The following is a 24,019-nucleotide window of genomic DNA, read 5'->3' as shown; positions in this document are numbered from 1 at the left end:
CATTGATTTGCAATAGACTTTCCCTTTTTTGTTCAAGGCAGGATCATAGTACTGATCAACATCCCACCGTGATGTTGGAATGTCCCGAATGGCATTTCTCGCATGAACCAGGTTATCCCAATACTCTCTTACATTACTTGCGCCCGGGTACCTTCCCGACATCCCGACAATGGCTATCGCATCCTCCCGGTGATCTTGATGAATAGGGGCAGGTTTCTTCTCATGTTCTTTCTTTATTGGATATTGAACAGACTGAAGCGGACGCTCTGACGGCTCTGCCTTAGGCAGTGCCGCCGGCTGTTTAACAGCTTCAGAGGGATCATTCTGTTCTGTCAATTCTTGTTTTCTATCGAGATGAGTTCCAAGCTCAGACTTTAGCATCTCGGCAAAATCGTGTATCGTTGGATAATCATACACTTTGGTGACTGAAAAGGACGTGCCATACTGCTTATTCACAGCTTTTATCCATTCGAGCCCGGTAATCGAGTCCATTCCGATATCAATGAATGCTTCGTCAATATCCACCTCATGCGGCTCCATGAATAACACGTCTGCTATGCTTTCCCTCAATTCTTCATACAGCGTTTCAATTGCCCCAGTATTTTGGCTTGTTGCGGATATTTGGGCTGCTGCATATTGAATAGTTGCTGCAGGTTCTTCCTGCAACGGCTGATGATGCTCTAACGGCTGCAGGGAGATATTGTCCGGTTTAGCAGCAGGTGCTGCTGTTTTCTGTTTCATCGGTGCGTACGTCCCCGTTTGCTTCGGGGCTTCGCTTTCTTCTGTTTTCTCTCTGGCTTGTGCGCTTAACTCATGTGCTAAGTAAACAGCGAAATCACGTGTTGTCGGATAATCATAAACCTTGGTGACATTTAGTGATGTCCCATACTGTTTATTTATTGCTTTTATCCATTCGAGTCCTGTAATCGAATCCATTCCGATGTCTATGAATGCGTCGTCTGGGTCAACCTCGTTTTGTTCCATGTACAGCACTTCCGCTAAGCTCGCCGTTAGTGCATCGCACAATTCTTCCGCCGAGATCGTCTCTGATTCTGTATCTGATGGAACCAGAGATGCTGTACGCTGCAAACGATCCTGATTGGCCATTAAAGGCTGTAACGTGATATTGGCAGGCTTGCCGCTGGCTTCTCTCACTATAGACGGCTTTTGTATGACCGGCTGTACCTCAGCAGCTGGGTCCACCGTTCTTTTTTCCTCAGCCTTTGTTGCATTAACTTCTATCCAATAGCGATCTCTTGCAAAAGGATAGGCAGGTAGACTGATGCGCCGCGGTTTCTGATCCTGATAAAGCGTGTCCCAGTCGATACGCAAGCCTCTTACCCAAAGGTCTAAAACCTTCGCGTACTTTCCTTTTTTCATCCATGCCTCGATTGTTTTTGACATATCTTCATCAGCGGCAAAAGCGGCAATGGATTCTTTGTTGCGTTTCACTTGTCCTCGATAGACAGATTCACGATCTTCTGTTCCTGAGACACATTCATTCAACTTTTCTTCAAGCTCCTGCATCGTTTCCACAACGAACGCCAGGCGATCATTCATCGCTTCACGCCCGACTTGCAGCGTATAGGCGATTCGGTGCAAATCAGCTTCATCATATCGTTGTTCACGAATGGCATGCAGCAATCGTTCCGCCCGTTTCTGAAGTTTTTCCTCATTTTTTGCTGAGAGCACAATGACAGCTGGCTGTTTCCCTGCTAGGGAACGTTCCTGCCCAGATTCCGGAACATACTCTTCTATTAAAATATGGGCGTTAACTCCCCCAGCGCCAAATGAAGAGATGCCTGCGATTCTCGGATATTCGATGTCTTTACCATTGACAGAAATGATTGGCCTCTTCCATTCTTCTAGCTCTTGCTGTACTTTAAACGCTGAGTTATGGAAATCAATATTCGGGTTCAACACGTTTGAATGTATGGAAGGCGCGAGCTGCCTGTTTTTCATTTGGAGCAATACCTTCGTTAATCCTGCGATACCTGCTGCACTCTCACAGTGCCCGATATTTGATTTGGCTGAGCCTATTGCACAAAATTGTTTGTCATTCGTTTGTTGCGTAAACACTTTGGACAGCCCTGTCATTTCAATAGGATCTCCGAGAGACGTTCCCGTGCCGTGCGCTTCGATATAACTGACTGCCCGCGGGTCAACCTTTGCTTCCACAAATGCCTTTTTGATCACATCTGCTTGGGCGTTCGGGTTGGGAACTGAGTAACCGTTTGTTTTTCCTCCGTGGTTAATGGCTGTCCCCTTAATGATTCCATATATGTGATCGCCATCTTCAACGGCTTTAGACAATGGCTTAAGAAGAACTGCTCCAACGCCTTCACCCGGCACATAGCCGTCTCCACCCTCTCCGAAGCTTTCACATCGGCCTTTGCTGGACATAAATTTGTTCTGCCCAAGCATCAAATACTTATTGGGGTGGATTGAAACATTCACGCCGCCCGCGAATGCCGCCTCACACTCTCCGCGCTGCAAGCTTTGGCAGGCCAAATGAATAGCAGTTAAGGAAGAAGAACACATGGTATCCAAAGCAATACTCGGCCCATGAAAATCAAAATAATAAGATACCCGGTTCGCGATGGATGATGGATTCCCTGTTAACGCCAGAGACCTACCGCGCACCTGCTCTTGCGCTCCGTACAGCTGGTATTCTTCGTACATGACCCCGACGTACACCCCGACGCTTCCGCCAAGCTCCGAATTACGCTTACGGCCAAGATGCTCCCTTGTATATCCTGCGTCTTCCATCGTTTCATACACACACTGCAAAAATAAACGCTCTTGAGGGTCCATTAATTTTGCTTCACGGGGCGAAATATGGAAAAACTGCGGATCAAACTTGTCTACATCCTTCATGAAGCCGCCCCACTTGCTGTAGGTTTTTCCAGGCTTGTCCTTATCCTCATCATAATAGAGACTATGATCCCAGCGATCTTCAGGAATTTCCGTAATACAGTCTCGTCCGTCCCTCAGGTTTTCCCACAATTCATAGATGTTGTCTGCCTGAGGATAGCGCCCTGAGATACCAATGATTGCAATTTTCTCTGTTTCCTTTTTTCTCGGCTGCTTCTGCCCTTTTTCTTGCAAAGGAAAGAATCCGGACTTTCTTGGGGCAACAGAGATTTCTCTCCTTTCAGGCTCTGAATCTGTTTTTCTATTCTCCGCAGCAGAAGGTTTGTCTGTTTCAATTTTCAAGATGTCCAGCAGCTTTTCTCGGTGGGAATCAGTAAAATACCGGGTTAATGACCGAATATCCTGGTACTCAAAGAACAATGTCTTAGACAAAGATCCAAATACTTTTTCTAATTGACCCGTTACATGCATGATCATAATAGAATCGATCCCGTAATCCTCGAGAGGAGCTTCAGCATCAATCTGGCCGGCCGGCAGCTTGATAACCGAAGAAAGCACTTGTTTCACATAATTCTCAGCTTTTTCTCTCAATGTCTCTTCCTCGACTCCCAGGACAATGTCCGCTCTTTCCGTATTCTGATTGACATTTCTATTCTTCATATTGTGAGATGGGTCTTGACCATGTCCCGTTTCATATAAAAATGCACGTATCCGATTGGCAACACCGGAAGCCACTAATACTTGCGGCTTTCCTAACACCCAGCTATGATATAGCGCCTGAATCCCTCGCCTTGTTTCCATGGCTACCATGCCTGTTTCTTTTGTCAGCATCCTCGCAGTTTCAGCATCAATACGCATGCCCCCGTCTTTCCACAGCGGCCAGCATACCGAAAGTGTTTTTCCGTAACGTTTGTCCAGCGCTGCTTGACCATTTCGATATTCGCTGAATGCATTCATAAATGCATTCGCCATTGCATAATCAGCCTGTCCCGCACTTCCCACTGCTCCTGCACCTGAAGAAAAAAGGATAAAGAAATCAAGCGGAATATCTTTCGTTGCTTCATCAAGATGAATCAGACCGGCTACTTTTGGAGCGAGCACGGTTTGAACTTCTTCTTTCTTTTTCTTAATAATGAAATTATCTTTTATCATACCGGCGCTATGAATGATGCCGTCCAGGCCGCCGTAAGTGTTTTGGATCTCTATTATTAAGGCATCAACAGCTTGTTTCTCTGTCAGATCCGCTTGTCTGTAAACCGCTCGGACGCCAAGTTTCTGCAGCTCTTGAAGCATCACCTGCTTCCTTTCATCGAGAGGAGAGCGACCAGTCAGGATCATAACAGCATCATTCGTTTGGTTTGCGATTTCATTTGCAAAGATGAAGCCAAGGCCGCCTGCACCGCCTGTCATCAGATAAACCCCTTTATCTTTCCATGGCATGTCAGCACTTAGGTGCTCACCAGACGTTTCTTTCCATTTGCTTACAATACGTTTTCCTTGCCAGTAGCGGATATGTGTGTCAAGAGGACAGCGTCTGTTTTCTTCCAATATTTCGTATAGGCCACTAGCAGATATCCCGGTATCTAATTCAATCAGCTGTCCCGTCAGTTTGGGATTTTCCAGTTCAGCCGTTTTGAGCAGTCCGGTTAAGCCGCTTAATAGCTGCGGCTCGTTCAACGCAGGCACCGCCACTTGAATGAATGTATGTCCCCCGGTTTTCGAGTGCAGCAGCTGTTTGATTTCTTCAAATAACTGTACGGCGTATGCTTCAAACCGTTCATCAATTGCCGCTGTATGATGATGCAGGACTATACAGTCAAGATCGTTTCGGATGTTTTCCATTTGTTCTCCAAAATCACAGATAACGACTTTATGTGTCTCGTACGCTATAAACTCTTTCTTCTCGTCAGGAGCATTTTCTTCCCAAACGTGTTCAAACAGCAGCGTGTCAATTGTCTCAGAAGGATTTTCTGTATCTGTTTCTAGCACTCTTGCAGAATAGCCCTTCATCTGCACGCAAACCTGCCCCTCTTCATTGCACAAATCGATATCAAGCTTCTGCATGCGATCCCCAGCTCCACTGCCCTCGCTGTATGTGATCCGCGCCCACATAGACGCCTCACAGCCTTTGAAGATTTGGACATCCTGCAATGCAAAAGGCAGCATGGCCTTTCTGTCTGCTAAACGCGTATCGCTTCCCAGCCTCAAACCGATAGATGCTTGAAATGCCGAATCTATCATGCTTGGATGCAGGACATAATGGTCTTCCGTGTCGGAGATCACAGGAGGCATCGTCAATTTCGCGAGAACTCCGTTTTTGCCGATATATATGCTGTCAATCGCTCTGTGGCTGTCACCATAATGAATGCCCATTTCTGCATAAGCCTCGTAGCAATCAGAAGGTGACAGAATCCGCTCATTATCATTTGCCTTCAGTTCTTCAATGTTGATTACCCGAGGTTCATCAGCCTCACAAAGCACTGCGACCCCTTGTCCATATACAACCGGCGCCTTCTCTGCGCTTTCAGGCTCTTGGCAGATTTCGAATGCAATCTCACCATTGTCCTCAGGATATAAACGTATGTGTATGTCTGCTTGCTGTTCTGTGACGGCAAACGGCCGAACCCAGACGATATTCCGGAGTCGGAATCCTGTCGGGAACTGATCTGCAGCTGCCTTTTCCACAGCCGCCCGTACCATTTCCAATAAAGCTGCACCGGGTAAAACCCGCTCGCCATTAATGACATGGTCCTTTAAGAAAAATTCATGTCCGGTGAACGCTGACCGAAAGCGGACTCCCGACATGTCGGACACATTTTGATGCAGAAGAGGATGTAGGATGTGTCCTTCCTGCTTAGAACGATTAGTCGCCGCCTCAGCTTTTGGTACCCAATAACGCACTTTCTCAAAAGGGTATGTCGGTAAGCTGATCCGTTTTGGTTTCTTTTCCTCATATAGAAGCTTCCAGTCAACCGCAGATCCGTTCGCCCACTGCTCCGCAATCTGATCGAGTTTTCTTTGCTCCAGCAATTTATGTACCGTTTCGGCAGAAAGCGATAAATCGCTTCCTCTTGATATTCGGCCCATCCAGCAATGCTGAATGGATTCGTGCCCTTCTGCAAAAGCCTTCAATTGACCTGATAATTCTTGAATTCCGGCTGCTACAAAAGCAACCCGCTCTTCCATAGGTTCACGACCTATCTGCAATGTATAAGCCAAATCTCTAATCTGAATCCCGTCGTGAAGAAACTCCAAGAGACGTTTTGCATATACACGAAGACGTTCTTGATTACGGGCAGAAAGCGGGATAACCGCCGGCATGTCAGAATCTGACGGCAATGAAACGTCCTGCTCCGCTGTTTGAGGAATGTATTCCTCAAGGATAATATGTGCGTTTGAACCGGTTGCCCCGAAGGAACTAATACCCGCCCGGCGCGGATAAAGAATGTCTTCCTCTTTCTCCTTGATAACAGGCTGTTTCCACGTTTCTGTTTCATGCTGTACATAAAATGGAGACTTTTCAAAATCCACGTACGGATTCAGTTCTTCTGAATGTAAAGAAGGCACGAGTGTTTGATGGTGAAGCTGAAGGGCAACCTTGCTTAAACCGCTGATACCCGCAGCGGATTCAGCATGCCCGATGTTCGATTTAACAGAACCGATTGAACAGAACTGCCGATCCTGTGTATATTGGCGGAATGCTTTCATCAACCCCTGTAATTCGATCGGATCTCCTAAGGACGTACCGGTTCCGTGTGCTTCTACATAACTGATCGTCCGCGGGTCAATTCCCGTTTTCTCTAAGCATGCCTCAATCAGATCAGCTTGAGAAACTGGACTCGGCACTGAAATGCCGCTTACAGTGCCCACATGATTCACAGTACTTCCTTTAATCACTGCATAAATGCGATCTCCATCTTTCTCTGCCTGGTGCAATGGCTTTAATAAAACCGCACCGATTCCTTCTGCCGGCACATAACCGTCTCCATCCTTGCCGAATGTACGGCAGTGCCCGTCAGTGGAAAACATATCCCAGACCCCGTATGTCATATATTTATTAGGATGCAGGGACAGGTTCACTCCGCCTGCTAACGCGACATCACACTCACCGTGGCGAATGCTTTCCAACGCCAGATGTACAGCAGTCAGAGATGAGGAGCATACCGTATCGACCGCCATGCTCGGGCCGTGGAAATTACAAAAGTAAGATACACGGTTGGCGATTTGCGCATAGTTGAGCGAGAGAGGAAACACATTTTCCGCTGATGCTTCTTCAGCGCCGACTAATGTATAATCCTTATGCATGACGCCTGCAAAAACGCCTACATGCTGCCTTTTGTTCCGTCCTTTAGGCTTGGCCAAAGTCTTCGGCGTGTAGCCTGCATCCTCAATCGTTTCCCAGCAGGTTTCTAAAAACAGTCGCTCCTGAGGGTCCATGGTCTCTGCTTCTCTCGGCGTGATTCTGAAAAATTGAGGATCGAAGCAGTCTGGATCATCAATAAATCCGCCCCATTTGGAAATGTCCTTACCCGAAGGAGATGTGATTCCTTCAAGGCGCCGCCAATCCCAGCGCGACTCTGGAATCTCGCTAATGCAATCCTTGCCCTCTTTCAGATTGTTCCAAAATTCATGAATATTGTTTGCCTTCGGATACCTGCCCGCCAAGCCGATAATCGCAATGTCGCCTGCTGTCTCAGAAGGTGCAATATGAGAAAAGTCAGCAGGTCCGCTTGTCTTTCGGCCTTCGGCAGCCTTATCGCCGATTATGCTATCGGAGACGTGCTCTCTTTCATTTTGATCAAGGGAACCAGCGGCACAAAAATGCTCAGCATATTCCTCGGCAAGAAACGCTGACAATTCGGCAATGGTGGTATGCTCAAACAAGAGAGTCGGCGAAAGGCTCTCACCGATCTTGTCACTGATGGTTTCTACCACTTCAAGCAAGCCTGATGAATTCAGTCCCATTTGGTAATAGCCGACCTGCTTTTCAATCTGTTCGATCGGCTTATTTATTTTGCCTGCAATTAATTGGCTTACGAACTGTTCAGCCTCGCCATAGGACCCCATACTGCCGGATGAAGATACGGTGTCAGCAGCTTGAGTATGCTCGACTGTGCCCTTTCCCGTCTCTTGTTTCTCCTCTACATCCTGTTGCTTTCCGCTAATCAGCTCTGCTTCCCGCACTAGTTTGCTTGTGAAGTTTTTCAGTTCAGCCACTTTTTCTCCCGAAGCGTTGAAAAATTCAAGTGTTACATAAATCAGCTCTTTTTCCTGCCGGACGGAGGAGCGCTTAATTCTCGTCATGCAATGTGTCTGCAAAAGTGCTGAAGCGGAAAAGGATTCATAGAACAGAGGCAAATACAGCCTCTGTTCTCCTTTAAGCAAAGATGTGAGCAAATTGTTGGCACCCACCCCGCTCCCGTCTATGAGAGTCGGATGAAACATAAAGCCTTCTGCGTGATGCATGGCTTCAGAACCGAGAGAAAGATCAAGAAGGACGCCGTTTTCGTCTTCATAAATGTGACCGCTGGCTTTCATATATTCGCTGTGCACTAACTCCTGACGTCTGCATTGTTCATATACATCATCAAGCTGAATAACGTTTTGCGCAGCTGCTTTAATCTGATTAAGATCCAGTGTTTCTTCAAATACAGCCGGGGAGTGGGCGTGCATGTCAGCCTTCATATAGACCTTTTCTTCTGAAACTTTATTCCCGCCACGTTTTTCAAAGCCTTTGGCTGTGATTTGCCACTTTCCTTCTTTTTTCTCCGTACATTGGACATCGAGAATGATCACCGCATTCTGTTCCACAGTCAGCGGCTGATAGATGGATAAATTCCGCAGCTGAAGCTCTGAGCAGGCGTAGCCGTGTTCTCTGAATATCTGGTAGATCATATCAATATAGGCTAATCCCGGCAGGACATTTTGTCCGTAAACCACATGGTGATAAATAAACGGATTTTTTAACGATAATGTGAGTTGTTTCGTTATATTTTTCACGTTAGACCTCCACCTCATAAGTATCCCATATGTTTGCCGCATCCACTTTTAAGGTCTCCGCTACCGGCTTTGACTCGCCGGGCGAAAACGCCCGTTTCTTTAATGGCGGAGGCGATATTGGACTGCGCTTGCTGGCGCGTTTTTCATCTTCTTCCCACGCCTCTACGATGACATGAGCATTCGTCCCCCCATCGGCAAAACAGTTGATGGCCGCCGCAGGCCGCGAATCTGTCCATTTTTCCAGCGTTCGGGCAAACGTAATATTCGCTTTCCGTTGATCGAAATGCGCCATCTCTTTTTCACCTGATAAAAATGGGACAAAGCGGCGCTCTTTCAGCATCAGTACAACTTTAATAAAGCTGGCGATCCCTTCAGCACATAGCGGATGCCCGATGTTCGGCTTGATGGAGCCGAGAGAAAGAGGCGATGAGTGAGCGGAACGGTACACCGATTGGATCGCTTTCAGTTCAAGCAGATCGGTTACCATTGAACCTGACCCGTTTGCTTCAAGATAGCTGATGTCCTCTGGTTTTTTTCCGCTTTTGACAAGCGCGTCTTTCATGACTTCCTTTTGCGCTTCCAGATTAGGCGTGGCCGGGCCTGCCGTTCTTCCGTCGTTATTGACCGAGGCTGCTTTCACGACAGCATATATGGTATCTCCGTCTTCCAGCGCCTGTTTTACTGTTTTTAACATGACCATTCCGACGCCTTCACCCAACACAACTCCATCGGCACGCTCATCAAACACATGGAAGGATGAATGTTTGCTTAAAATGCCGCGCCGGTCGAATAGTCTGTGAGAGGCATCTGAGCTCAGCAAGCTGACACCGCCGACTAAGGCAGATTGAATATCACCGCTACGCAGAGCTTGAATGGCCATATTCATGCCGACCAAAGCTGACGAACAGGCTGTATCTACTACAACACTCGGGCCGCGGACATCAAAAAACTGTGAAATATTAGCCGCTAAATAATTTTGGCCGACTGTCACGATCGGATTCTTAGCATGATGAAGACTCTCTTCATCAGGTTTGTGCTGGCTTCTGCCTCCAATATAAACGCCGACTGGCTTCCCCTTTATTTCCTCAGGTGTATATCCGGCGTGATACAAGAGCTTCAGACACTCTTCCAATACGAGTAATGCTTGCGGGTCCATCGCCCTTACGTCTTCTTCATGAAGCAGAAAGAAATCAGGGTCAAAATGGATGACGTCATCAATCATGCCGGCATAATATGGCGTTTTACAGCCCCAGCGCTCTGCCGGAACCGGAGCGATTGATGAACGTCCCTCAGATAATAACGACCAATAGGTTTCCAGCGTATCTGCTCCCGGAAAGCGGCAAGACAGCCCGACAACAGCAATATCTTCTGCATGAGGACCCGGTGAAAAAGTCGTCGGCGCTTGTATCTGGGCGGCAAGAGCACGCTCCTTCGCAGGGGCCGATACGCCTGCTTCCATTTTGTTCTCCAAAGTTGCTGATGTACCCGATATCCCGCCTCCGAATAGAGCAGACAGCGTTTCGGAATAAGAGCCGATCAGCCAATCTGCGAATCTTTGAATTGTCGGGTATTCATATAGAATAGATGGATCGAGCGCTGCTTCTAATTTGCGGTTTATACGCTGAAGCACCTGTGCCAAAATGATCGAATCCACCCCATAATCTTGAAATAATCCGTCAATCTCAAAGTCTTCACGATCAATTCTCAGCTCTTCGGAAAACAAATCAACAAGCCAGGACTGTGTTTCAGATAATAGCCCCTCACTTTTAGAAATTGCATCGATCCCTTCGTTATCTTTGGCCAGCGGGCTCTGCAAAGTCGATTCCCGCAAACCGTCCTCATGCCGTTTCCTCCGCTTCATCAGTAGCTCCGGCTCCCAATTTGTTTGATTCGCCACCGCAGGGAGAACAACCGGTTCGAGCGTTTTTGATAAGATTTGATCTAGAAAACGTAACCCCTCTGAATTCGTAATGCTCAGCAAGCCGCTTTCTCGATATGCATCATTTGTCACTTCGCCCATACCGGTTTCTTTCCAATTCGGCCACTGAACACTGATGATCGGCGCATTTTTCCGATGTGCTTCCGCAAAATAATCCATATAGCTATTGGCCATAGCGTAGTCAGCTTGTCCCGCCGAAAGCTGCGGAATAATGGCTGAAACAGAAGAAAATAATACAAAAAACTGTAATGGCTCGTTACACACGTGGCGATATAGCGTCGTCAGCCCAGCAACTTTAGGCTCCAGCACCCGCTGAATATCATCGGAAGTTTTTCGGATAAACGCCAGAGTGTCCATATCCGTTAGACCTGCACAATGAATGACACCGCCAATCGGTCCTAATGTTCGCTTGATATGTTGCAGCGTTTGCTCAACATGAGCATCATCAGATAGCGTAAGCGACAGCATTTGCACTTGCACACCCTGCGCTTCCAGCTCCCGCACTGCCTGAATTTTCTGTGCCGCGGATGTGTTTGATGTCTCAAAACGAGCCCACTCCTCTCGCGGTGGAAGCTGCTCTCGCCCGGTCAGCACCAGCTTTTTCACTCCATAGTGCTCCGCAAAATGCCGGGCGCATAATAGTCCGATGCCTCGTGTCCCGCCTGTAATAATAAGCACATGATCTTTAGGGAAGGTCATCCTTTGTTCGGCTCCCTCACCTGTTTCAGGAGACGCTTTTAGAAAAGCCTGATACCGCAAACCGTCTCTGTAGCAAACCTCCGTATCATGAGAATCTGAATAAAACTCATCAGCGATCTGCTTCGCGAGACGATGATGATCAATAACCTCCTCTGCATCCATATGTCTTGATGTAAGGTGGCTGTACTCGCTTTGAAGCATCCGATACAAACCAGCTCGTGAGGCGCCTGCCATTCGGACGGATGTGTTTTGAAACGATTCGAGCCCCTTCGTCACACAAAGCAGCCTGAGCCCCTCTTTATGCCCGAATTCAACCAGTCTCTGCACCCATTCAATCCAATCCAGCTGGTCTTCATCATCTTCTCCGCAGCCGATGACATCCACTAGGCCGTCAAACTCTTTCCAATCAATGTCTGGCTGGTGCCAGTCTATCCGGCTCACATCTAATATAAGATGGTTCGGAAAATACGTAGACACTTCAGCTGCCAAATCTGCTGTCTCTTGATTGCTCAGGATGGCAACCGTTCGTGTCACTGGCACTGTTGAGCCAACCGGGCTCAAACTCCATTGTTTTGTCAAAATACATGCGGTGCGCTTTTCTCTAGCATCAACTAGTTCTTCCTTGTCCGATTCTGAATGTTCCTTTACTGGTACCCAATAGCGATCTTTCGCAAATGGATATGAAGGGAGACTGATCAGGCGCGGTTTGGTCTCGCCGTATAATGTATTCCACTGGATCGTCACGCCTTTGACCCATAAATCAGCAAGTTTAGCGTATTTTCTTTTTCTGATCCAAGCATCAATTGCTATCGCCATATCCTCATCTTCTGTAAAAATGGCCTGGGTTTCTTTATTTCGATTCGACTGTCCCCGGAAGAATGCTTCAGTTTCTTCCTTACCGTCAACAAACGCCTGCAGTTTTTCTTCAAGTTCCTGCACCGTCCCCGCAATACACGCCAGACGCTCATCCATTTCTTCTCGCCCAACTTGCAGGGTGTAAGCGATGTGGTGCAAATCTTTATCTGTATATTTTTGCTTGCGAATCGCCTCCAGTAATTGCGAAGCACGATCCATTAGCCTGTTTTTATTTTTAGCCGACAGCACAATCACGTTTGGCTGTTCTGGTGCCGTTTGTTTTGAATTGGCTTTTGGCGTATATTCTTCAATCACAATATGTGCGTTTACTCCGCCAATTCCAAACGAACTGACTCCGGCGCGGCGCGGAAGCTCGTTTCCGTCACGATCTGTGACAGCCTTCCATTCCTGTTTTTCCTGAACGATGTAAAACGGACTGTCAGCCATCTGAAGATAAGGATTAAGCGTCTCGCAATGCAGGCTTTTCACTAACGTTTTATGCTTCATTTGCAGCAATACTTTGATCAGACCTGAGATACCTGCGGCAAGCTCCAAATGGCCGATATTGCTTTTAACTGAGCCGATGCCGCAACGGTGATCCGGAATGTCCGGCTGTCTGCCGTCTCTCTTATTGGATAATTCCTTAAACGCGGCTTTCAGCCCGTTTATTTCAATTGGATCGCCCAATTCCGTCCCCGTTCCATGCGCTTCGATATATGTGACCGTGCTTGGATCTATGCCTGCCTGGCGATATGCACGCACTAACAAATCAGCTTGTGCTTTCGGATTAGGTGATGTCAGGGTATTGGCTCTTCCGCCGTGATTTTCCGCCGTCCCCCGAATAACACCGTAAATGTGATTCCCGTCGCGCTCGGCGTCTGCCAGCTTTTTCAGCATGACCATTCCGACACCTTCACCTCTGACATAACCATTCGCATCGGCAGAGAAGGTTTTACACCTGCCGTCTTTGCTTAGCATGCCGGCCTTGCTGTAGCTAATGTGCGCCTCCTCGGTTAGGATCGTATTCACGCCTCCTGCGATCGCCATTTCACAATTGCCGCTTTGCATCGCGGTCACAGCACGGTGTATGGCTACAAGAGAGCTGGAACAAGCTGTTTCGACTGGCTCGCTCGGACCGTGGATATTTAAAAAATAACTCATTCTATTCGGGCCAACCGAAGGGATCATATGACCTGTAGCCGCATGGCCTTCAATTGGAAGATTCGCTCTATGGAATAGGTCTTTGTAACCTGTGTTTCCTGTACCGATAAAGATACCCGTCCCTGTACCCGAAAGGCTTTGCGGCGAGCAGCCCGCATCTTCCAGCGCCTTCCACACATACGTCATTAACAGACGTTGCTGAGGGTCTACATAATTGGCTTCTCGCGGCGAAACACCAAAAAACAATGGATCAAACTCTGCGACACCATCAATAAACCCGCCCCATTTGATGTCGGTTTTATTGACTTCAGTGTCAGGATTTCCATAATGCTCCCGCCAATCCCATCGATCTTTTGGAACTTCTGTGATGCTGTCTTTGCCTTCCTCTAGGTTTTTCCAAAATTCATCTATATCCATAGCGCCAGGGAATCGGCCGCTGATGCCCACAATTGCAATCGGCTCAAAATCGGCAGTCTGCTTTTTGCTGCTTTCTTCTTTTGCAATAACAGGCTGTTGGAAGCGGTGCTTTCTACGCGCTGTCATTTTCGGAACTTCAGATGATATATTAGTCTGTAACTCTTCTTGCCCCTCTGATTTTTTGCTCTCCTGAACAAAAGTTTCCTCAAATTCATCTATCAAATATCCAGCCAAGCTTTGAATGCTTCCATATTCAAAGAAAATGGTCGGCGTAAGCTCCAATTGATATGCTTCGTTGATCTTGTTTGTAAAGACCGTAAATGTAACCGAATCAAATCCGTATTCACTCAGCTCTGTATTGACATCAATATCTTCACTATCCACTTTTAAAATCGCACTGACCATGTTGCCTAATGATGCACTCAAGCTGTTTAAACTGTGCAATGAGCTTGATCTTTCATCTGTGTCATTAACAGCAGCATCTTGATTCAATTCTCCCGGATGCGCCGCCATTACATATTCAGCCAAGCTTTGGATGCTCCCGTATTCAAAGAAAATGGTCGGCGTTAGTTCCAATTGGTATGCTTCGTTGATCTTGTTTGTAAAGACAGTGAATGTAACCGAATCGAATCCGTACTCACTCAGCTCTGTATTGACATCGATATCGCCAGTGTTTACCTTTAAAATCTCGCCAACCATTTGAATCAAAGACGACTCCAATTTTCGGGTTTGTCCGTGATCCTGATTCGCGTTTCTCTGATCGTTCCGTTTGGCTTTCTCTCCTGCAGAAAGCAGTTTTTGCTTCATTTTCTGAAGCTGCCCTTCCATCACAAAAACTTGCGATTTTTCAGATGCTATTCCTTGATAAAATGCTTTCAAGGCGCTATCTGTTGGCATCGGGACCATTCCCATCGTTTTCAGCATTCTCTGCTCAACTTCAGCGCCGACTTGCATGCCCCCTTCTTCCCATAACGGCCAGTTAAAGGAAATAGTTGAGCCGAATCGCTTCTTGGATGACACAAGAGAACTGCGGTATGCAGCAAATGCATCCATAAACGTATTGGCTGCGGCATAATCGGCTTGTCCAGCGTTTCCTAAACATCCGGAAACAGATGAGAATAAAATGAAAAAGTCCAATGGAAAATCCTTGCTGCATTCGTCTACATGTAACAACCCGCTCACTTTTGGCTGTAACACTTCTAGAAACTCTTCATTCGTTTTATGAACGATGAAGTGATCTTTAATGCTGCCTGCACCGTGAATGATTCCGTTAAGAGTGCCATGCTTTTCTTTGATTTCCTCCATGAGACGCCGAACCGCCCTCTGATCACTTACATCAGCCTCTCGATAGACGACCTCTGCTCCCATGCTTCGCAGAGCCTCCAGTTCATGTTCCTTACGCTCACTCAAAACAGAGCGTCCCGTCAGCACAATAGTGGATCGAACGGTTCGATTAGCAATTTCCTTTGCAAACAGCAGGCCTAATCTTCCTGCTCCGCCTGTAATTAGATAAACACCCTCGTCTCTCCACGGCATATGAAGCTCTTCAGCGGAAGGCAGCGCCATTTCCCGCCAACCTTTCACAAAACGGTTTCCAGCCTCATATCGAATCTGTTTATCCGCAGGCCTCCGGCTGTCGTCTTTCAGCTTGACATGAAGATCATTCATCTCTTCAGGTTTCTCGATTTCGATGACCTGAGCTGTCAGTTTGCTGAACTCTAATTCAGCTGTTTTAAGCAGACCGGAAACACCGGCAAACAATTGTTTCTCTTTTTTTAGTGGAACGATGGCTTGAATCATAATACGGCCGGCAGAATGCTCACGGATCTTTCTTTGCACTAGCTCAAACACGTTCTGCGCGTAAAACTGATAACGTTCAGCAATATGCCCTTCAGCTTCATTCAGAGTTATGACATGGGCATCCTTCAAGTTTGATGCAAGGCTGTCTGTGACACTTCGTTCAGTTTCAAAGAGAACAACAATTTGCTCTGCGAATGAAAGGTCTTCGTCCTCAAATCCGCCCTTCTGTTCTCCCCATACCGGCTCGAGCATTAAGCGTTCATGCCGTGATGAAGGCTTTGATGAATGAACCTCTCCTTCCAATACTCTCGTGGAGAATCCTTTAATCCTGACACATACGTCTCCGCTCTCGTCAATGACATCGATATCCGCTTTCTGAACCATATCTCCGGCGTGATCACCGTCACTTAAGCAGGCATAAGCCCACATAGAAGAAGAACATCCTTTAATCACCTCAAGCTGTTCAAGCGCAAATGGCAAAATCAGCTTTTGATCCGTCAATTCCTGCATGATGCATATTGTTGCCGTCTGCAAGGCGGAGTCCATGATACTCGGGTGCAGCACAAACTGTTCTCTCGTTTCAGAAACGTTTTCTGGAAGCTGTAGCTGCGCCAAAACCTCTCTGTTTCCTATATCCACATTATTAATTCCTTGGAAGGCCGAACCATGGAACATCCCTCTGCTTCTGCCTTCTTCGTAAAATTGATCAGGTGACATCTTTCCTTTGCCGCAGCGGCTTGAAATTTCAGTGAGATCTGCGACCGGCGTTTCGGCGGCAGATACCAGCTCCGCACTGCCTTGACTATGAATAATCGGGTCGGCCCCGTCTTCCTGTGTACTGTATATGTCAAAAGTGATTTTCCCATCTTCTTCAGGAAAGAGACCGATATCGACTTGAGCCGAATGTTCGTCAACCACAACAGGCTGAACCCAGACTGTATGATTCAATTTGATTCTGACCCCTTGAACATTATTGCTTCCAGTCGCCTGCTTGACAGCCGCGTGCGCCATTTCAAGGTACGCAACACCAGGGAGCACCGGTTTTCCTCTTACTACATGGTCTCTCAGAAAGAATTCCTCACCAGTGAAAACCGAACTGAATTTCTGTTCAGAAAAATCAGATGTATTCTGATGGAGCAGCGGATGAATGAAACCGGTCTCTGTCTGATTGGATGATATTTGACCCGACGGCTTGCGGTCATCCTGCGATGGCCAGTATCGTTCCTTTGCAAATGGATATGTCGGCAGGCTCATTCTGTATGGACGCTCACCTTTGTAAAGCTGCACCCAATCCATATGCGCTCCCTTGCTCCAAATTTCCGCGAGCTTGTTCACTTTTCCTTTGGCCATCCACTTACGGATCAGTTCCGCGCTGTCCTCATCCTCCGTCAGCCATGAAATCTCCCTGTCATTGTGCTTACTTCCTTGAAAACAGCCTTCAATCGCTGTTTTTCCATTGATAAAATCTGTGAGCTTTTGTTTTAACTCATTCACATGATCGGCAGTAAAGGCAACGCGATGCTCCATCTCTTCCCGCCCGACCTGTAGGGTATACGCAAAATCAGACAACTGTCCGTCCTCAAGTCCTTTTCTTTCCAAATAGGCCAGAATATCCTGCACATACTCTTGCAGCCTCTCTTTATTTTTTGCCGAGATCGGTATGATGCAGGTCCCGTCTATCTTTCTTTTGTCAGAATCTCTTTTGTACTGTTCGAAAATCGCATGAGTGTTTGTCCCGCCAAGCCCGAACGAGCTTAGTGCAGCCCTGTGCGTTTTGATATCACGGCTTAACGTTTTCTTTTGATCAACGATGTAAAAAGGAGAGCTGGCTAAGTCTGTATTTGGATTCGGTTCCTTATAATTGATGCTCGGTGCAAGCTCCTGATGATAAAGACTCATCATGACCTTAATGCAGCCCGCCAGACCGGCAGCTGTATCTAAATGTCCGATATTGGTTTTCACCGACCCAATGCCACAAAATTGCGTTTTATTTGTATATTGCCTGTAAACGTTCGTTAAAGCCGCCAGCTCGATTGGATCTCCCAGCTTCGTTCCAGTTCCGTGCGCTTCCACATAGCAGATGGATTCAGGCTGTATCTTCGTTTGATTCATGACCTTTTGCACCACGTCAGCCTGTCCTTTGACACTAGGAGCATAAAAACCGACTTTGTCGGCGCCATCGTTATTTACACCTATGCCTCTCAGCAAAGCATAGATATGATCCCCGTCTTTTACAGCATCAGCCGCTTTTTTCAGCAATACTGCGGCAACACCCTCACCGCCTATCATTCCGTCAGCTGAAGCGTCAAAAGCTTTAATATGTCCGTCGCTCGAAAAGTTAAGACCCGGCTGATGCATATATCCGATATTTGACTCGGTATGCAGCGTTGCACCGCCAACTAAAGCATAAGCAGATTCACCTGACAGCAGGCTTTTATAGGCAGAATGCAATCCAATCAGGGACGATGAGCAATTGGCATGGACGAAATAGCTTGGCCCTTTCAGCCCGAGCTTATGGGAAATCATTGTCGGAATCGTCCCGCTCTGCGCAAGCACCCACGAGACATAGCCATCCGGCGTTTCCAGACTCTCTGTTGTATCTGACGGCAGCAGCGCGCGATAAGAATTATTGCTTGCCGACATAAAAACACTGGTTTGCGGAATCTGCTTCGCAGCATAACCGGCATCTTCTATTGCTTTCCATGAGTGAGTCAGCAGCATTCGAAGCTGCGGGTCCATAAATTCAGCGTCTTTAGGAGAGATTTGAAAGAAGCCTGGGTCAAATTTGTCTTTCCCATCAATTGAAGATTTAGCCGGGACATAGCTGGCATTCTCCGCTATCTCCTCTGAAATGCCAAAACGCTGAAGCTCTTCTTTACTAAAAAACGTAATGCTTTCCTTGCCGTCTCTGAGGTTCTCCCAAAACTCAGCATGGTTTTTCGCCCCTGGGAATTCACACGATATGCCAATAACCGCCACACTATCCTCATAATAATCTGGGAGTTCGCTCATCTGGGTGGACTGATCTATATGAACTGCAGGTTCTGTTGGCATCGGGGCACTTGTATCGGCCATCCGTTGTTCAGTGATGTATTGGCTGATATTTTTGATCGTTGAGTACTCAAACAGGTCTGTGACAGAAAACTCACAGGATAGTTCATGTTTGATGCGGTCAGCGACAGTAACCGCTAGAAGCGAATCCCCGCCCACATCGAAAAATCCGTCTTCCCATTCAATGTCAGTCATTTTCAGCACATCCTGCCAAATGGTGAAAACCGCATCCTGAATGTTCTTAGGAGAGATCTCCCTTTGCTTTGGCTGCTTCGCTGTAAGTTCGTTATTTTGAAGACTGTTTCTGTCTATTTTTCCGTTCGGTGTTAACGGCATATGGTCAAGCTGAATAAAATAAGAAGGCACCATATAGGCAGGCAAAACGTCTTTTACATAATGACGCAGCTCCCTTGCCGCAAGAGAAGCATTTGCATGTTGAGCTGTATAATAGGCAGCAAGCTTATCCATTCCATTCTCTTCAGCTGCAACCACGACGCATTCCTGAATGCCGGGATGCTCACTGAGCCTGCTTTCAATCTCGCCAAGTTCAATACGGAATCCGCGTATTTTCACTTGATTATCGATACGGCCTATATATTCAATTCGTCCTCCCGGAAGCCAGCGCGCCATATCTCCTGTTCTATAAAGCTTCGATCCAGGCTCAAAAGGGCTGTCAATGAATTTCGAATTCGTTAATTCTTGCTTTTTGTAATAGCCCTTCGCCACGCCGTCCCCTGCAATGCAAAGCTCACCCGGGACTCCAGCCGGTACTGGAACAAGCCGAGAATCCGTAATATACATTTGTGTATTGGCGATTGGCCTTCCTATCGTGGCATGAGAGCATTCTTCGTTAATGCGCTGAACCGCTGACCAGATTGTTGTTTCGGTTGGCCCGAACATATTCCAAGCTTCGCTGCCTGTATGTAAGAAATATCGTTTTAACGTCTCAGGCAAAGCTTCGCCTCCGCATAGAATTTTCACTCTCTCTTCATTTTCCCAGCCTGAATAAAAGAGCATCTTCCATGTAGCGGGGGTTGCCTGCATCACTGTCGGTTTGATCGTTTGGATGTCCTGTTTCAGTTTTTCAACGTCTTTTGTATGCTCCGTTTGACAAATATGGCAGTGTGCGCCCTTTATCAAAGGCAAATATAACTCCAGAGCTGCGATATCAAAACAATAGGTTGTGACAGCGAGCATTTTATCCTCTGGCGAAAGACCCGGTGTTTCTCCCATTGAAACAAGAAAATTTGTCAAAGCTTTATGCGGTATCATGACGCCTTTTGGCTTTCCTGTGCTGCCGGATGTATAAATGACATATGCCAAATGCTCCGGCGTGACAGTGCGTGTAAGCACTTTTCGATCAGAGGCTGTTTGTGCGATCTCATCCCAGTCTTGATCTAACAGAGCAGTCTTGATGCCGTTCCAATTCAACGTATTTACTAATTCTGATGTCGTCAGCGTCATGGATACTTCACTGTCCTCCAGCATGTATTCCAGTCGCTCAGCCGGATAGGACGGGTCTAACGGCACATATGCTCCTCCAGCCTTAACAATCGCCAATAATCCCACCAGCATGTCAAGCGATCGATCCACATAGATTCCCGCCAGACGGTCAGGTCCCACTCCATGCGCCTGCAAATAAATGGCCAGCTGTGTACTTCTTTCATCGAGCTCCCGATACGTCAATGTTTGATCTTCATAGCTGACAGCTGCCCTATCAGGTGTCTTTTTCGCCTGCTGCTCAAATAATTCATGAAAACATGTATATGGATACGTTTTGTCAGTGGCGTTCCATGTTTTGAGAATCATCTGCTCCTCTGCTTCAGGTAATAAAGAATACTCTTTTAAAGGTTGAGAAGGATTCAACATCGCCTGTTCTGTTACATAAACAAAATGATCGAACATCGCGGATATAGAAGCCGCATCAAACAGCGTAGTTACGTACTTGATGTTCAGCTCCATTTTTTCTTCTGTTTCCCACAGTTCAAATACTAGTTCGTATTCGCCCTCTTGATGAATACGATCAATGAAATCGACAGAAAAGAAGTCAGAATAGCGGCTCAACAAGTTTTGATAGCTTCCGGATTGAAGAAAATTTTGATAGAAAAAAGCGGTTTGAAATATTGGTGAACCCGTTTGGCTGCGAGGAGCATTCAAATCCCTCACCATTTTCGGAAAAGGATAAGCTGCATGATCAAGCCCATCCAGCATCGTTAATTGCAATTTTGAAATAAATTCAGAAAAAGTGTCTGCCGGGTTCAGCTCACTGCGAATCGGGAGCATATTGAGATAATGTCCAATGGAAGTATCAAATCTTTCTTCCGGTCTCACCATTGCCGGCATGCCGACAATCTGTTCCTTTTGGCCGGTATAACGGCCAAGCAGCATCATATAGCAGCTCAAGAATACCGTCGAAACATTCACAGAATGCTCTTTCGCAAACGCCCTCACCCGATTCATGAAGCCGCTGGGCAGCTGCCGGGTGTATGTATCCTCTTCAAACTCAGAATCAGCTGAACTCGTGCTGACCTTAGGCAACTGCAGATTCGGCAAAGTTCCCGATAGCTGTTTCTGCCAGTATGAACGATGCTTCGCGCCGTCTTCTCCGGCTAGCATGTTCTGCTCCCATGCCGTAAAATCATGATTCATGGCAGGAGAAACTGACACTTCCGGCTGTCGTCCTTCTAAAAGAAGCTTATAGCTGTCAAACAGACAGCGTATAAATGTTACAGATGAAACCCCGTCAAAAATCATATGGTGAATGACAATAAGCAAAAAATGCTCTTGTTCAGATCTGGAAAAACTCATGACACGCACTAATGGGCTGTTTTCCTTTACATACGGTTCCTTTGCTTTCTTTCTAAGAAAAGAAGGAATGGCAGACTCTTTCATACCAGAAATGTCTTCTGTCTTGATTTCAAGCGAAATCGCTGGCTCATTTTTTAGAAATGGTACTCCATCTTTCTCTTGGATGATGTGCTTTAAGATCGGGTGCTGATTCAATACAAGGCCGAAAGCCTGCTGTAATGTTTCAAGGTGAAGCCCTGACGAAAATCGAAAACAGAGAGGTACGTGATATGCACTTTTTTCAGGTGACATTTTTTGCAATGTCCATAATCCTTTTTGAACCTCAGATAGGGGCTGAAAAGATGCCTGACTCTTTTCCGGTTCCGTTTTAAATGTGTCAGTACCCTTCCTGTCAGCAGACAAGCTGTTTATGTCTTCATGATCAGATAGATAATGAGCCAAGCGTTCAATCGTAGGATACTTATGTATCTCTCTGGCTGTGAGTTTGATACTGTATTTTTTCTCGATCGACCGAATGAGCTTCATCATCTTGATAGAATTCACTCCAAGGCTCTGGATAGTTGCATTTGGCTCTACCCAATCACGGGAAACATGCAGCTCCTCAGTCAAACAGCTGAGCAGATGCTCCTGTACCTCTTCCCTTATTCTTTTCGCATGATCTGCTTGCTGCGTCTCCCCGTCCTGAACCGCACCGTTCATCCGATTGGATTTATGAAGCAAGGAGTCGAACTCCCCATTTTCAAATGAAGTTTTCAGCTGAGTGCGCTGAATCTTTCCGATAGCCGTTTTCGGAATCTCTTCTTTTTGGACCGGCAGCAAATATTCTGGGGTGACTCCGATCACCTGTGAGACATGGGATTGTATGTTTCGAAGAAGCTGAGACATCTGCTCATCATTCATTTTTGCGGAAGCAACAAAGAAGATAGCCAGCTGATCTGTAGAATTCTGATCCACGCGGACTGCGCAGGCAGCAGTATAAGAAGTTTCGATGTCCGGTAATTCTTCAACAGCAGACTCAATCGCATGACTGTAATAATTAATGCCGTTAATGATAATTGCATCTTTCGTGCGCCCCGTTATGGTTAAGCGCCCGTTTCGCAAAAAGCCAAGATCTCCGGTTTCAAACCATCCATCTTCTGTAAACACACTCTCATTTAAATCCGGGCGCCGATAATAACCGCTTGTAACGGAAAGACCAGAGACTTGAAAACGGCCAATCTCGCCTTCTTCAACCACTTCATTATGGTCATTCACTATTCTCATAGAGAATCCAGGAATTGGAGAACCTATCTCGACAAAATGATCATCATCACTTGTTGCAGCCCGGGTAAACTCATGAGAAAAAATAACGCCCGATGAAGTTTCGGACATTCCCCATGCAGGTCGGATGGCATCAGCAGGCAGTCCATAAGGTTCTAAAAGCTCAAGCATTCTGCGCCCTACCTTGGCTACCATTGCTTCACCGCCATTGAGCATGTAACGCATTGAGGACAGATCCCATTTCCGATCTTTCATTTCTTCTGCAAAATCAGTGACAAGACCGAACGCAAAATTCGGCGCCCACGTAACAGAAGCACGGTAATGATCAATCCAATCCAGCCATTTCAGCGGCTCCATTAAGATCGTTTCACTTGAGACGTTAATTTCTTGGCAGCCGAGATAGACATCCCGCAAATGTAGCATCCCAATGCCTCCGACATGATCAAACGGCATCCAGTTAAACGTGATATCTTCTCTGGTGAAGCCTTGCATTTGAATAATCCCTTTCACCATACTCATAATGTTTCGATGATTCAGCATAACTGCTTTGGGCGTTCCCGTACTGCCTGAAGTCAGCAATAAAAGCGCTAAGTCTTCAGGACTGGATTGATGCCAATCCGTCTCCGCTTCAGCACTGAGCAGATCCTCTACAGCAATTGCACGGAATTCTTCAAGGTCTTGCTCTTTTGCCCAATTGAGCATTTCCTGGTGCATGTCCCGATCCGTAAGCACCACCGGCTTATCAAGAAGCGTCCATGCGTCTTTCAGCTTTTGAGTCCCGCTGCTCGATTCAGCATATGTTGGCGGAACGGCTAACGGAGCCGGAACAATTCCTGCTAAAACACACCCCCAGAATGCAGGGAGAAGCTGTGAATTGTCGCCAAGCTGCAAAATCACATTTTGTTTTGCTTTCAGGCCTGATTGGCGGAGACCCTTCACGATACGCAACGCATCATTCCACAATCGTCCATATGATTGGTACACTTCAGTTCCATCCGGCTGCAAATAAATGATTCCCTTTGTATCCCCCAGCTCCGCAGCCGTTCTGTATAAAACCTCAGGTATTGTTGCCGGCTGCTCTTCAGATATATGTAAAGTCTCACCATAGCTGACAGAAGGATTAGCTAAATTGCGGGTATTATCATTATTTCTCAT

At 46.8% G+C, this 24,019-nt stretch carries 2 protein-coding genes (1 of these 2 only partly in view); both read right to left on the bottom strand.

What is annotated here, in order from left to right:
* Window positions 1-8,892: the 5' portion of a type I polyketide synthase gene (locus GYO_RS31555; RefSeq protein WP_080010079.1), read on the bottom strand. 4,818 nt of this gene lie to the left of the window's left edge; only the first 8,892 of its 13,710 coding nucleotides appear in the window; the start codon lies at window positions 8,890-8,892; the stop codon falls past the left edge of the window.
* A complete protein-coding gene (locus tag GYO_RS31550; RefSeq protein ID WP_014113857.1) occupies window positions 8,876-24,019 on the bottom strand; it encodes a non-ribosomal peptide synthetase in 15,144 nt (5,047 codons plus the stop codon). Before GYO_RS31550 ends, GYO_RS31555 begins: the two co-directional genes overlap by 17 nt.

The organism is Bacillus spizizenii TU-B-10, assembly GCF_000227465.1.
GTDB lineage: Bacteria > Bacillota > Bacilli > Bacillales > Bacillaceae > Bacillus > Bacillus spizizenii.
Note: the sequence above shows the minus strand (reverse complement) of the source record. Positions and strands in the feature narration are given on the sequence as shown.

Bases quoted from the DNA above. Each gene is read 5' to 3' on its own strand.
- GYO_RS31550 (WP_014113857.1), bottom strand. From the start codon at position 24,019: ATGAGAAATAATGATAATACCCGCAATTTAGCTAATCCTTCTGTCAGC.